The 13,069-nt window shown below is 74.7% G+C and carries 11 protein-coding genes and 1 pseudogene; 8 read left to right on the top strand and 4 right to left on the bottom strand.

Features of this window, described 5'->3' with window-relative positions:
- The first annotated feature begins 133 nt into the window (after positions 1-133).
- The gene (sigJ, locus tag AB0D46_RS28040; RefSeq protein ID WP_362881448.1) at positions 134-1,087 is read left to right on the top strand and encodes an RNA polymerase sigma factor SigJ; all 954 of its coding nucleotides are present in this window, start codon (positions 134-136) and stop codon (positions 1,085-1,087) included.
- A gap of 198 nt (positions 1,088-1,285) precedes the next feature.
- On the opposite strand, the gene AB0D46_RS28035 is transcribed toward sigJ, so the two are convergent.
- Complete coding sequence (locus tag AB0D46_RS28035) at positions 1,286-2,848, bottom strand: mucoidy inhibitor MuiA family protein (protein WP_362881446.1); 1,563 nt, start codon at positions 2,846-2,848, stop codon at positions 1,286-1,288.
- A gap of 8 nt (positions 2,849-2,856) precedes the next feature.
- Positions 2,857-4,917 carry a DUF4139 domain-containing protein gene (locus tag AB0D46_RS28030; RefSeq protein WP_362881444.1) on the bottom strand — a complete coding sequence of 687 codons (2,061 nt, stop codon included), beginning with the start codon at positions 4,915-4,917 and terminating at the stop codon, positions 2,857-2,859.
- A 133-nt stretch (positions 4,918-5,050) separates the two neighbouring features.
- Here AB0D46_RS28030 and AB0D46_RS28025 point away from each other — a divergent pair, with 133 nt between their 5' ends.
- From AB0D46_RS28025 to AB0D46_RS28015, 3 genes are all read left to right on the top strand, one after another.
- Complete coding sequence (locus tag AB0D46_RS28025; protein WP_362881443.1) at positions 5,051-6,007, top strand: helix-turn-helix domain-containing protein; 957 nt, start codon at positions 5,051-5,053, stop codon at positions 6,005-6,007.
- Between the two features lie 224 nt (positions 6,008-6,231).
- Positions 6,232-7,227, top strand: coding sequence for a type I glyceraldehyde-3-phosphate dehydrogenase (gap, locus tag AB0D46_RS28020; RefSeq protein WP_362881441.1), 996 nt, complete (start codon positions 6,232-6,234; stop codon positions 7,225-7,227).
- 384 nt (positions 7,228-7,611) lie between these two features.
- Entirely contained in the window at positions 7,612-8,046 is a 435-nt protein-coding gene (locus AB0D46_RS28015) for a VOC family protein (RefSeq protein ID WP_362881439.1), read from the top strand.
- A 132-nt stretch (positions 8,047-8,178) separates the two neighbouring features.
- On the opposite strand, the gene AB0D46_RS28010 is transcribed toward AB0D46_RS28015, so the two are convergent.
- Positions 8,179-8,415: a hypothetical protein gene (locus tag AB0D46_RS28010; RefSeq protein WP_362881437.1), complete on the bottom strand. Its 237-nt coding sequence runs from the start codon at positions 8,413-8,415 to the stop codon at positions 8,179-8,181.
- A gap of 159 nt (positions 8,416-8,574) precedes the next feature.
- Here AB0D46_RS28010 and AB0D46_RS28005 point away from each other — a divergent pair, with 159 nt between their 5' ends.
- Entirely contained in the window at positions 8,575-9,837 is a 1,263-nt protein-coding gene (locus AB0D46_RS28005) for a cytochrome P450 (RefSeq protein ID WP_362881435.1), read from the top strand.
- Between the two features lie 106 nt (positions 9,838-9,943).
- Here AB0D46_RS28005 and AB0D46_RS28000 read toward each other — a convergent pair whose 3' ends face one another.
- Positions 9,944-10,495, bottom strand: a complete 552-nt coding sequence (locus AB0D46_RS28000; protein WP_362881434.1) for a rhodanese-like domain-containing protein — start codon at positions 10,493-10,495, stop codon at positions 9,944-9,946.
- Between the two features lie 160 nt (positions 10,496-10,655).
- On the opposite strand from AB0D46_RS28000, the pseudogene AB0D46_RS27995 reads away from it, so the two are divergent.
- The 3 genes and pseudogenes from AB0D46_RS27995 to AB0D46_RS27985 form a co-directional block, all read left to right on the top strand.
- A pseudogene (locus AB0D46_RS27995) lies at positions 10,656-10,804 on the top strand (ectoine/hydroxyectoine ABC transporter ATP-binding protein EhuA); the annotation flags it as partial.
- A 362-nt stretch (positions 10,805-11,166) separates the two neighbouring features.
- Entirely contained in the window at positions 11,167-11,586 is a 420-nt protein-coding gene (locus AB0D46_RS27990; RefSeq protein WP_362881432.1) for a subtilase-type protease inhibitor, read from the top strand.
- A gap of 504 nt (positions 11,587-12,090) precedes the next feature.
- A complete protein-coding gene (locus AB0D46_RS27985) occupies positions 12,091-12,897 on the top strand; it encodes a CAP domain-containing protein (RefSeq protein ID WP_362881431.1) in 807 nt (268 codons plus the stop codon).
- Positions 12,898-13,069 lie beyond the last annotated feature (172 nt).

Here is a 13,069-nt window from a genome sequence, read left to right as displayed (position 1 = left end):
GTACTGTCCTGCTGGCCCGACGAGATGGGCCCGCGACATGTGAGGCGCCCCGACGGCCTCACGATCCGATGCGCTGTTTCGTCGAACCGCCGAGAACGGAACCGGACGAGAGAACCGAGGAGAGGCCGCCACCATGATCACCCCATCCGAGGCAACACCCGAGCGGCCCGAGCCGGACCTGAGCGCGGTCGTCGGCGAGCGGCGCCAGCTCATCAACCTCGCCTACCGGCTGCTCGGTTCGCTGGCCGAGGCCGAGGACGCCGTGCAGGAGACCTACGCCCGTTGGTACGCGATGTCGCGCGAGCAGCAGGAAGCCATCGCCGCGCCCGGCGCCTGGCTGACCACGGTCGCCGGCCGCATCTGCCTGGACCTGCTCCGCTCGGCGCGGGTGCGGCGCGAGCGCTACGTCGGCGCGTGGATACCGGAGCCGCTGCCCGACCGCAGGGAGTGGATCAGCGGATCCACCGGTGGCGGCACGGGCCAACCGGTTGACCCCGCGGACCGGGTCACCCTGGACGAGTCCGTGAACATGGCCTTTCTCGTCGTACTGGAGGCCATGACTCCCGCCGAACGCGTGGCGTTCGTCCTGCACGACGTGTTCCGGTACCCGTTCGCCGAGGTCGCCGCCATCGTCGGCCGGACACCGGCGGCCTGTCGGCAGCTGGCCACCTCGGCCCGCCGCCGCATTCGCGCCGCGCAGGCGCCGGCGGCCGCGACGGCCGGGCAGGCCGCTCTGGTGCGCGACTTCAAGGAGGCCTGGGAGGCCAAGGACATCGAGGCCCTCGTCGGCCTCCTGGATCCCGCAGCGACGATGACCGCCGACGGCGGGGGAATGGTCGGCACCGTCCTGCACCCGGTCGAGGGCAGCGAGAACATCGCCGCCTACCTGATCCACATCGCCGACAAGGCCCCCGGGCTCACGCTGCTGGAACGCACGGTCAACGGCCGACCCGGCCTGGTCGCCCAACACGCCGGAACCACGGTCACCGTGGCCGCCTTCAACCTCGCCGACGGCCTGATCACCCACATCTGGGCGATCCGCAACCCGGAGAAACTCCGCCCGTGGACCGACAGCGGCCGGAACTGACCCCCTTCCCGGACCGGCCGTCACCCTGGAACGGGCGCCGGTCCCGGCCAAGCCGGAGGACTCGTTCTTCTGCGTCACGTCGATCACCGGCGCCACCCGCTCGGCCCGCCACGCCGTCCACGACACGACCGACCCGAGCCGCGTTGGCACCGTCGACCCGGCCTGACGGGCCCGCCTCATGGCCCGCGCGGCCCGGCCTCAGAGCCCGACGACCTTCGCGCTCGCCGACAGCTCGTAGGCCAGGGTGACCGTACGGCGACCGCCGGGCGGAAGCGTCACGTCCCAGCGGACGATGCCCTCGGCATCGACCGCGTCGGGCGCCGGGGAGCACGCTTCCCGGCGCAGGCGCACCTCCACCGCCGAGACCTCCGACACCGGGATCCGCTCCCGCACGGTGACGACCCGGTCGTCCTGGTCGCCGGGCGCCGAGAACCTGGACAGGTGCAGCCGCACCGTGCGCGTGACCACCGTCCGTTGGGAGATGCCGACGGAGTCCCGGGACTCCTCGGCGTACCGGACCACCCTGTGGTCGTCCCGGCTGCCGAAGGCCAACTCCAGCGGAGCGCCGGGAGCGGTGAAGTCCAGCGTGCCGCGGCCGCTGGACCCGCTGCCGCGCACCAGGTCCACCGGGCCCGCGAGCAGCGCGTGCCCCGACCGGTTGTCGCACCGCACCACCTGCGTCACCAGCGGGGACAACTCGGGCGAGCAGGCGTACTCGCTGCTCGCCGCCACCGTGAAGGCGGAGACCGGCACCCGGTGCGCGCGGCCGTCCGCCGGTACCGACACCGGTACGGGGGCGTTCAGTACGCGGGGCTCACCGCCGTCGTCCACCCCCGGCAGCCCGAGCACGGGGGCCGGACCGAGGTCGCCGATCTCCTCCTCGCGCAGCTCCACGTCCACGACGCGGCGCTCGGCCGCGGAGCGGTCCTTGAGCGTCAGCCGGTCGTCGGCCAGCCGCGGCGGATCGGTGGCGAGCGCCGACCGGGCCGTCGACAACGTCAGTCGTACGTCGGACCAGTCCTCCCCGGTGCGCTGCCAGACCATCGCGTCCGTCTCCAGGGTCAGGGAGTCCCCGTCGAGCACCGCCCGGTAGGCGGGCCGCCACAACGCGCACGGAACCAGGTGGGTCAGGCGCAGCCGGACCGGCCCGGCGACCGCGGCGTCCACGGTCAGCTCCACGTGCGCGACCAGCTCGGCGGGCTGTTCCTCCGATAGGTCCAAGGCCGTGCGGAAGGAACGGAGTTCGACGGACAGCGTGTTCAGTCGTGTCTCGACCGCGCGGAGTTGTTCCCCGTACGCGTCGCGTTCCGCGTCGACGCGGTCCAGTTCGCGGTGCCAGCGCTCCCCTTCGCTCTCCCCGGAGCCGGCGCCCTCGCCGATCTCCCGCAGCAGGTCCGTCGCGAGCCGGCCGAGGACGGCGAGCCGGGTCCCCAGCCGGTCGCGGCGCTGCTCCAGGGCGGTCCGCTCCTGCTCCATGGCGTGCACGCGGTGCCGCACGGCGGAATCGTCCGCGGCGGGCGACAGCGGTCCGCGCGGCATCCAGGCACGCACGATCCGTACGTCGAGCACGGCGGCGTCGTGCGCGGCGATCAACTCGGCGTGCAGGGTCCGGTCGACGGCCAGCGCGGTGACCGGTCCCAGGCGCAGCCGCTGGATCCCGCCCTCCAGATCGAGGACGGCGGTGCGCTCGACGTGGGCGCGGTCCTCCAGACAGGTGACGGCGGTGACGGGCAGGGCGATCGGCTTCGGGTCCGTGGACATGGTGTGCTTCAGCTCCTGCGGTTGCCGTCGACCAGGGCCTTGCCGGCCGGGATGCGGATCTCGTAGCCGCCTTCGAGGGCGGTGGTGGCGCCGGCGGGGAGTTCCACCCGCCAGACCCGGGTGCCCGGAGCATGGTGCTCCGGAGCGCCTTCCTCGGGGGCGGTCCAGTCGGCCCGCTCCTCGATGCGGACGTCCGGTTCGGAGGTGACGGGCACCCGCTCGCGGACCTCGACGGTGACGGCTCCCGGAAGCCGGTTCGCCACCTCCACGTGCACCCGGTGGTCCAGGACGGTGGTGTTGTTGCGCAGCCCGGCCGTCGACTCGCGCAGGTTCGTCCGCCGGGTGACGCGGATCCCCTCGGCCGCGCCGAGCCCCAGTCGGCGGGTGGCGCCGGGGGCCAGCGTCGGCAGGGCGGCGGTCAGCAGGAACTCGTCATCGACGGTGACCTCCACGGGGCCCGCCAGCAGGGCCTGCTCGGTGGCGTTGGACAGGACGAGCGTCGCGTACGCGGTCGGCTCGACGGACGGCACGCAGAGGTACTCCGTCCGCAGCCCGACCGGGATCTCGGTGACGGTGACGGTGTGCCAGCCGCCGTCCGACGGCACGTCCGCGCGGGCGGCCGCGTCGAAGCGGTGGTCGAAGGAGCCCGCCGACTCGCGGGGACGTACGGCGTGCCCGGGCAGCGGCAGCGCGGCCACCGCCTCGGCGCGGCGGCGGTGTTCGGCCCCAACCGGGTCGACGGGCTGGTCCGGGAACAGCCGGCCCCGGCGGCCGACCGGCTCCTCCGGCCCGCGCAGCACGAGGGTCGCGTAGTCCAGCTCGGCGCCGCTCGGCCGCGGCGGACCCGCGGGCCGCGCCGGCGGCGCCGCCATGCCGGGAGCCGCCGGCGCTGCCGGAGCCATGGCGCCGGCCGCGCCGGGCCGGGGCCCGCCGGGCCCGGCCGACCTACGCGCCCGGGCCGGCTGCGCGAAGGCCGGTGCCCCGCCGGCGAGGGACTGGGGGGCGCCGCCGGGCGCGGGCGGCGGCGGCCCCCCGTAGGCCTGCGGCGCCGGTGGCGGCGGTGGTGGCGACGGTACGGGCGGCGGCGGGGGAGCCGCTACGGGAGCGGCGACGGTCGTGGCGCGTGCGGGGATCGGGGCCGGGCGGGGGCCTGCCGCCGCGTACCCGGCGAACAGGTCCGCGAGGCCGGCCGGAGGCTCCCGCCAGCCGGACGGCGCGAGGTCGCCCTGCCGGCGGCCGATCCGCACCGACCGGAGCTTCGGCAGGTCGGTCCGGCGACGCAGGTCGGCGGTGGCCAGCGCGATCCGGACGCCGGACCAGTCCTCGCCGGTGCGCTGGGCGACCGAGGCCCGCAGCACCAGACGACCCGTCCCGTCGCCCTGACGGTGGGTGAGACGGTAGGCGGGCACCCAGACGGCGCCCGGTACCCCGTACTCCAACTCCAGCTCCACCTCGGCCTCCGCGGCGGCGCCGTCGAGGGTCAGCACCGCGCAGAGCGTGGTCTCCAGGTGCGCCGACGGGGCGTCGGTGGAGGCGCGGGCCAGCCGGTCCGAGGCGACGGCCCACTCGTGCCCGACCAGCGCCAGCGCCTCCTCCAGCTCGACGAGGCGGGCGTGCAGCCGGACCAGTCGCCCGTCGACGAAGTCGGCGAGGTCCAACCAGGCGTCGACCGGCGTCCGACGGTGCGGATCCTCCTCGCCGCGCGGCGGCGGCACCGGGTGCAGCGCCCGGACCTCCTCGATCAGGCCCAACTGCCGGTCCCGGCGGGCCAGCGCCGCCGCGTGCTCCGCGGCCAATCGCTCGACCTCACGGCGCAACGCGTCCGGAGCGTCGGCGGCGTGCGGCTGCGCCTCGACCTCCACCCGGGCCTCCGTGACCCGCACGCCGGGCGATCCCAGCACCGCGGCCCGCAGCGAACCCGGGTCCAGCGAACGGGGCAGGCCGCTCACCCGTACCCGGCCGTCGGACGGCACACTGCCGCGTGCCAGGCGCCGACACAGCGCGCCCCGCGCGTACACCACGACCGAGTCGAGCTCCGACCCCCACCTCTGTCCCGCTCCAGCAGCCATCCGCTCCGCCCCCCACGACGTCCGTGCCTGCCGGAAGCCTACGCCGGGCCACTGACGGGCCGGGCCGGAACGAGCGCCGACGGCGCCCCGAGGAGTTCGGGCGGGCGCCGGGGCGGCGCGTAGGGTCGGGGGCGTGTCCGCTCCTCGCCTCCACCGCGTCGCCGTGCTCGTCCTCGAAGGCGCCAAGCCGCTCGACGTCGGGATCCCCGCACAGGTCTTCACGACCCGCGCGAGCATGCCGTACGAGGTACGGGTGTGCGGGGCGGCGCCCGGGCTGGTCGCGGGGGGCGACGGACTCTCGTACCACGTCACCCACGGGCTGGAGGCCCTCGCGTGGGCCGACATCGTCTTCGTCCCCGGGTACCGCTTCCCGGACCGTGATGATCCGCCGCGACCCGTCATCGACGCCCTGATCACCGCCCACGAGCGGGGCGCCCGACTCGCCGCGATCTCGACGGGCGCGTTCGCGCTCGCCGCCACGGGTCTCCTCGACGGCCGACGCGCCACGACCCACTGGCACTACGCCCGTGCCCTCGCGGCCCGGCACCCGCTGGTCCGTCTCGACGAGAACGTGCTGTTCGTCGACGAGGGCAGCGTCCTCACCTCGGCCGGCGCGGCCTCCGGCATCGACCTGTGCCTGCACATCCTGCGCGGCGACCTCGGCGTGGCCGCCTCCAACCACGCCGCCCGGCGACTGGTCGCGGCCCCCTACCGCAGCGGCGGCCAGGCGCAATACGTACCGCGCAGCGTGCCCGAGCCGCTCGGCGAGCGGTTCGCCGCCACCCGGGAGTGGGCGCTGCACCGGCTCGGCGACCCCCTCACCCTGGACGTCCTCGCCCGGCACGCGGGGGTCTCGCCCCGCACGTTCTCGCGGCGCTTCGCCGAGGACACCGGGTACACGCCGATGCAGTGGATCATGCGGGCCCGGATCGACCTGGCCCGCGAGCTGCTCGAACGCTCGGAGCGGGGCGTCGAGCAGATCGCCGCCGACGTGGGCCTCGGCACCGGATCGAACCTGCGGCTCCACTTCCAACGCATCCTCGGCACCACCCCGACCGAGTACCGGCGCACCTTCACCCGGGGCGCATAGCCCGCGGCGCACACGCGAGAGCGCGGCGCCCGCCCGCGCGGCGCACACGCGAGAGCGCGCCGCCCGCCCGCGCCGGGCGGCGGGACCCCGGCGGCCGTAGCTCGGGGGAGGGGATTCCTCGGCGAGATCCTTCTGGCGGGATCCTTGTGAACCATGGCGATCCCGCCTCTGTCGCGCAGCGGGGAGCGGCAGCGAATCTGGTGGCGAACGAAGGGACATCGCTCATGACTCGCATCGCCATCAACGGATTCGGCCGCATCGGTCGCAACGTGCTGCGCGCGCTCCTGGAACGCGACAGCGACCTCCAGATCGTCGCCGTCAACGACCTCACGGAGCCCGCCGGCCTCGCCCGGCTGCTCGCCTACGACACCACCTCCGGCCGGCTCGGCCGCCCGGTGACCGTCGACGGGAACGTCCTCGTCGTGGACGGCCACCGCATCACGGTGCTCGCGGAACGCGAACCGGAGCGGCTGCCCTGGGCCGAGCTCGGTGTCGACCTCGTCCTGGAGGCGACCGGCCGCTTCACCTCGGCGGAGGCCGCCCGCGGCCACATCAAGGCGGGTGCGCGCAAGGTACTGGTCAGCGCGCCGTCCGACGGCGCCGACGTCACGCTCGCGTACGGGGTCAACTCCGACACCTACGACCCGGCCGTGCACACCATCGTCTCCAACGCCTCGTGCACGACCAACGCGCTGGCGCCCCTGGCCGCCGTACTGGACGACCTGGCGGGCATCGAGCACGGCTTCATGACCACGGTGCACGCCTACACGCAGGAGCAGAACCTGCAGGACGGCCCGCACCGCGACCCCCGCCGCGCCCGCGCCGCCGCCGTCAACATCGTGCCGACCTCGACGGGCGCCGCCAAGGCGATCGGTCTGGTCCTGCCCAACCTCGCCGGCAAGCTGTCGGGCGACTCGATCCGGGTGCCGGTGCCGGTCGGCTCGATCGTCGAGCTCAACACCACCGTCGCCCGCGACGTGACGCGCGAGCAGGTGCTGGAGGCCTACCGGACCGCGGCGAACGGCCCCCTGGCCGGCGTACTGGAGTACTCGGACGACCCGCTGGTGTCCTCCGACATCACCGGCAACCCCGCCTCCTCGATCTTCGACTCGGAGCTCACCCGCGTCGACGGCCGCCACATCAAGGTGGTCGCCTGGTACGACAACGAGTGGGGCTTCTCCAACCGGGTGATCGACACGCTCACCCTGCTCGCAGGCTGAGCCGACACCACCCACCGCCGGGACTCCGGAAGGCCGCCACGGACGGCCCGACCGGAGCCCGCGCGGGTAGGGCCGACGCGGCGCGGACGTACGGACGCGCGCCCCGGCCCGCGCCCGCCGACCGTCGGGCGTCCGGCCCCGATCACGCGCCGGTGCTCCTGGACCGGTTCGCCCTCACCACGTGGCGGCTGTTCGACCCGATGCCCGACCCGGCGGCGTGAGCGCCGGCGCCATCCGCCCGCAGCGGTGGACCGGACGATCACCCCGGCGGGGGAGCCCCCGGCGCGGTGGCCGACACGGGGAACACGCCATGGTCCGGGCCGCCGGTCGTCCCCGCCGCAGGACTTCCGCGGATCGCGCCGGAGCCCGTGTTAGCTTCCGGTCATGGAGCAGCGCGTCAGTTTGATCACCCTGGCAGTGGCGGACCTCGGGCGTTCCCGGGTGTTCTACGAGCGTCTCGGCTGGCGCGGGCAGGAGGTCGAGGAGACCGTCTTCTTCCAGGCCGGTGGCCTCGGGCTGGTCCTGTGGGACCGGGACAAGCTCGCCCTGGACTGCGGCCTCACCGACAGCCGTGGCACGGGGTTCGGCGGCATCGTCCTCGCCCACAACCTGCGGTCCCGGCAGGAGGTCGACGCCCTCCTCGCCGCGGCGGATCGAGCCGGCGGCACCCTCAGCAAGCCTGCGGAGGAAACCTTCTACGGCGGCTACTCGGGCTGTTTCGCCGACCCCGACGGCCACCTCTGGGAGATCGCCCACAATCCCGGATTCCCGTTGGCCGAGGACGGCGCCCTGACGATCCCGGACCTCGGTTCCCCGTAACGGAGTCCGGGCGGCGCGCGGCGACCGGCGCCGGACCGGGGGCCGAGGTGGCGCGTCCCGCGCCGGCCGGCCGCCGGCGGGACCGGTCGGGTGGTGGCCGGGCCCGGCGGGGACGCGGCCACGCGCGCCGGCCTAGCGCACGTGCCAGGTGAACTTGCCGCCGCCCACCCAGTGGACGTCCTCGGGGTCGTCGAGGTCGTGGACCGTGACGCCGGCCTCCGCGGCGACGAGCAGCACGTCCGTCATCGATGTGGCCCTCCCGATGAACTCCCCGTCGACCTCGACGAGGCGGAAGGGCGGGTTGCCGGGCTGCACGGCCAGCACGGTGACCCGGGCCGCGGAGATGTGAGGCGTCGAACTTTCGGTCATGCGGAGACGGTTCCACGTCCCGGGCGCCGGCGGGCGCGGCGACACGAACGGAAACCGCGTTCGTGGCGGCGGGGCGCGCACGGGGCACGGGCAGGGAACCCGATAGCGGCCCCCGGGGCGAACCCGCGTGCGGTCCGGATCGCCGGGTAGGCGCCGGGCATGCCCCTCCCGATGATCGACGGCACCGTTTCCCTGTGGACGCAGGGCTACGCCTGGCTGCCCGACCTGCGCCGACGCCGGGGCTCGGACGGCGGCCCGGTGCGCACCCGCGTGCTCGGGCGGCCCGCGATCGTCCTGCACGGTCCCGCCGATGTCGCGTTCTTCTACGAGGAGCGGCACGTCCTGCGGCACGACGCCCTACCGGGGCCCGTGCTCGACACCCTCTTCGGTCGCGGCGCCGTCCACACCCTGGACGGCGAGGCGCACCGGGTCCGCAAGGAGATGTTCGTGTCCCTGCTCATGTCGCGCGAGGGCGTCGCCGCCTTGGTGGACCGGATCGGGACGCACTGGCACGAGGCGTTCGCGCGGGCCCGCGGCCGGGAGATCGTGCTTTTCGACCGGATGGCCGCGGTGCTCGCCGAGGCGGTCTGCGACTGGGTGGGCCTGCCCGTGACCCAGGACGCGGCCCGCGAGATCGCCGAGGACTGCGTGGCCATGGTCGACGGTTTCGCGACGCCCGGGCCACGGCACTGGAAGGCCCGCCGGGCCCGCGCCCGACAGGAGCAGGGCTTGGCGCACGCCGTGACGGACGTACGGGCCGGCCGCGCGCATCCCGGTGTCCTCACCTTCCCGGGCGGCGGCGCGGGGCCGTCCCGGTCGGTCCTGGAGACGGTGGCCGAGCACCGCGACGCCGACGGCATGCCCCTCGACCCGCACACCGCCGCCGTGGAACTGCTCAACATCATCCGGCCCACCGTCGCGATCGCCTGGTTCGCCGCCTTCGCCGCGCACGCCCTGGAGCGCGACCCCGAGCTGCGCGCACGGCTGCGCGCGGGGGACTGGACGTACGCGCGGGCGTTCGCGCACGAGGTCCGCCGGTTCTACCCGTTCGTCCCCTTCGTGGGCGGGGTCGCCGCGCACGACCTCGAACACCGGGGCGACGTCGTTCCCGCGGGCACCCTGGTCCTCCTGGACGTGTACGGCCACCACCACGACCCGGAGCTGTTCGAACGGCCCTACGTCTTCGACCCCACCCGCTTCCTGGGCCGCGAACCGCACGGCGACCTGCTGATCGCGCAGGGCGGGGGAGACGTCCGTACGGGGCACCGTTGCCCCGGCGAGGACGTCGTGGTCGGTGTGCTGACCGCCCTGGCCACCGCGCTGGGCCGGCTGGACCACACCGTCGCGCGCCAGGACCTGACGATCCCGCTGAACCGGATACCCACCCGGCCGCGCAGCGGCATGGTCATCCGACCCGTGTAGCGGCTCGGGCGCACCGGACCGGGACGGTCGGCCGGTCCCGGCGGTCAGGCGGCCGCGACCGCCGGGCAGGCGTGCCCCGGTGGGCGGCGTTCGTCCGGACACCCCTTCATCGAGCCGCTGCCGCGCCCGCCCGCCGGTTGAACGGCAGCCGGCCCAGCACGACCGCCATGCCGCAGGTGTTGCTGAGGGCCGAGAACACCAACCCGGCCGCGACGCCCGCGGACAGCAGCTGGAACGCGGGGTGTGCGAAGCGGCCGAGGACCAGGCCGAGCAGGACCAGGGAACCCGCGGCGAGGCGGACCTGGCGTTCCATGGCCCAGACGGCCCGCGGCCGGCCGTCGGGGTGGACGAGGCGGTGGCCGCCGGCCGCCCAGGCGGTGGTGCCGCCGGTGAGCACGGACGCGTCGAGGCCGTGGGAGGCCAGGACGGCGACGGCGTTCGACGCACGGGCTCCGGAGGCGCACACCACCAGCAGCGGCCTGCGACCGGACGCCTCCCGCAGCTCCGGCAGGGACCGACCGAGCCGGTCGAGCGGCACGTTGACGGCGTCCGGCAGGTGCCCGGACGCGAACTCGCCTGGGGTACGGACGTCCACGACGGTCAGTTCGTGGAGGCGGGGCAGCGCCTCGGGCACGCTCAGGGCGGCGGTCACACTCATGGCGGATCGTGTTCCTCGGCAGGGGGACGGCGTGCGCGGAAGCGGCGGCACGTGCCGGGGATCCTAGGCGCCGCACCGCACTCGAAGCGGCTCCCCGGCCCGACTGCCACACGCTCGCCACGTTCCCGCAACAACGGACGCGGACCCGGCGCCGCGCACCGTGACGCACGAGATCGGCTTCGCCCGGGAGGGCGCCGACACCGTCGTGTTCATGGCGGCGGACTCGTCGTCGAACAGGGGTCGCCCGCGGCCGTGTGGGACGCGCCACGACAGGAGCGAACCCGGGCCTTCCGCTCCAAGGTGCTCTGACCCGGAGCACCGTTCACGCGGCGGGCGCCGGCCCGTCGGACCCCGAACGGGCGTGCGCAGCGCCCCGCACCGGTCCGATCCGGTCAAGCTGCGTGGCCGTTCGGTGAACCGCGCGCGGCGGGCGGCGGGTCCGAGCGCAGGTCACGGCCCGTTCCGCGGCGGGCCGGTGATCGCGCCGGGAGCGGACGCACCCGCCGTGAGCTGCCCGAACGACCATTCGGTGCCCGCTATCCGAACGGAGTGTCCGTAAATCGGTCATCGATGTGCGCTGCCCCTTCGCATCGGACACTGTTTGTCGAGTCAAGGCGCGATATTGCAAGAAAGTATTGCGTTCAACCTTGGAATCGAAAGTGAGTTGTGCTGTGCGTCGCATCACCACGGTCTCTGCCGCCGCCCTCCTGTGCCTCGTAGGAGCTTCCGGTGTGGCCGAGGCCCGCCCGACGAGCCTGTACGCCCCGTCCGCGATGGTCTTCACCATCGTCCAGGGCGACACGGCCACGGACACCGCCTTACGTGCCTCCACCCTCAGCTGCGCCCCGACCGCCTCGGGTACGCACCCCGACCCCGCCGCCGCCTGCGGGGCGCTGCACGCCGCCGGTGGCGCCTTCGACCGGCTGCTGGCCGCCCCGGACCCGCAGCGGGCGTGCCCCATGCACTACGACCCCGTCACCGTCACGGCCGACGGTGTCTGGCAGGGCAGCCGGGTCGCCTGGAAGCACACGTTCTCCAACGCCTGCGTCATGAACGCGACCCTGAACGGCAACGCCGTCTTCGCCTTCTGATCCACGGCGGTCCGCGGTGCGGCGGCGTGCGTCGCGGCGCCGCGACGCGCGGCGGAGGGGTTGTGGGCGCCGGAGGGGCTACGGGTGGCGGCTGTGCGGGCGGCGCGCTCTTCGGTTCCCTCCCGCACCCGTGACATGCGTCACGGCCCGCACGCCGGCCGGACGGCCTTCGCGGTGATCCTCGGGGCGGCGACATGTCGGCTTATGTCGCTGTTTCGCGAGGACATGCCGCACTCCGCCAGAAACGGAATTCCTGACTCCTGTTCGACCCGCTCCAACAAGGCCGACGGGGGCCGGTTCTGGCGGTCCACCAGGTGGGGGCCCTCGCGGCCGCAGCCCGGGCATGCACGATCTTCGGGCCGATTCAAGCCGTGTCCCGGACCCCCTCCACGGCTCCGGGGTCGCGGCTTGCCAGGCCCCTGCCGGGCTTCTAAGAATGGCGACTCCTCCGGCGCCTTCGCGGTCCGGCGCCGGGAGCTTCGCGATCACCGAGTGAGGTCCCGCATGAAGAAGCACCGTAAGAAGAAGCACCACCGGAAGATAGCCGTCGCCGTCGGCGTGCTGGCCGTCGTGGGCGTGCCCACCACGGCCATGGCGTGCCTGGACACCCAGGAGACCGACCCCGTACGGGTCGTCTCCTCCCAGCAGGACAGCCGCCCCTGGCACGGCCGACCGGGGGCGCAGCAGCCCGTGCAGGCTCCGGTCCAGGCCGAGGCCCCCGAGGCGGCGCCGGCCGAGCCCGTCGCGCAGCCGGTGGCGCAGCCCGTCGCCGAGCCGCCCGTCGCCGACCCGGTGGCCGAGGCTCCGCAGCCCGCCGAGCGGCCCCAGCAGGCACCCCGGCAGCCGGCGCAGCCGCCGGTCGAGCAGCCGCAGCCCGTCGAGCCGTCGACCGAGGCGCCCGGGACCGGCGCCCCCGCCGACGCCCAGGCCCCCACCGGCGCCGCCGCCGAGGTCCTGGCACTCGTCAACAAGGAGCGGGCCGCCGTCGGGTGCCCCGTGCTCACCGTCAACGAGAAGCTGACGAAGGCCGCACAGGACCACAGCGCCGACATGGCCGCCCACTCCAACATGTCCCACACCGGTTCCGACGGTTCGGACCCGGGGCAGCGCATCACCCGCGCCGGCTACCAGTGGAGGACGTACGGCGAGAACGTCGCCTACGGCTACGACACCGCCGCGAAGGTCATGGAAGGCTGGATGAACAGCCCGGGGCACAAGCGGAACATCCTCGACTGCTCCTTCAAGGAGATCGGGATCGGCCTCGCCCAGCCCGGCCAGTACTGGACGCAGAGCTTCGGCGCCACGCGCTGACCCGCCCGAGCGGCCCGGTGACGCGAGGCGCCGACGTACGGCGTACCGCGCCGACGGAGGACGAGGGGGCGGCCGGACCCCGCGGTGCGCTCCAGGGTCGCCGGAACGACCCCGGTGGTGACGAAGCGGCCGTACAGCCAGGCGGCGAGGGGCAGCCCGGCCACCGCACCGA

Source organism: Streptomyces sp. NPDC048383 (assembly GCF_040651775.1).
GTDB lineage: Bacteria > Actinomycetota > Actinomycetes > Streptomycetales > Streptomycetaceae > Streptomyces.
This window is presented reverse-complemented; position numbering and strand designations above follow the sequence as displayed.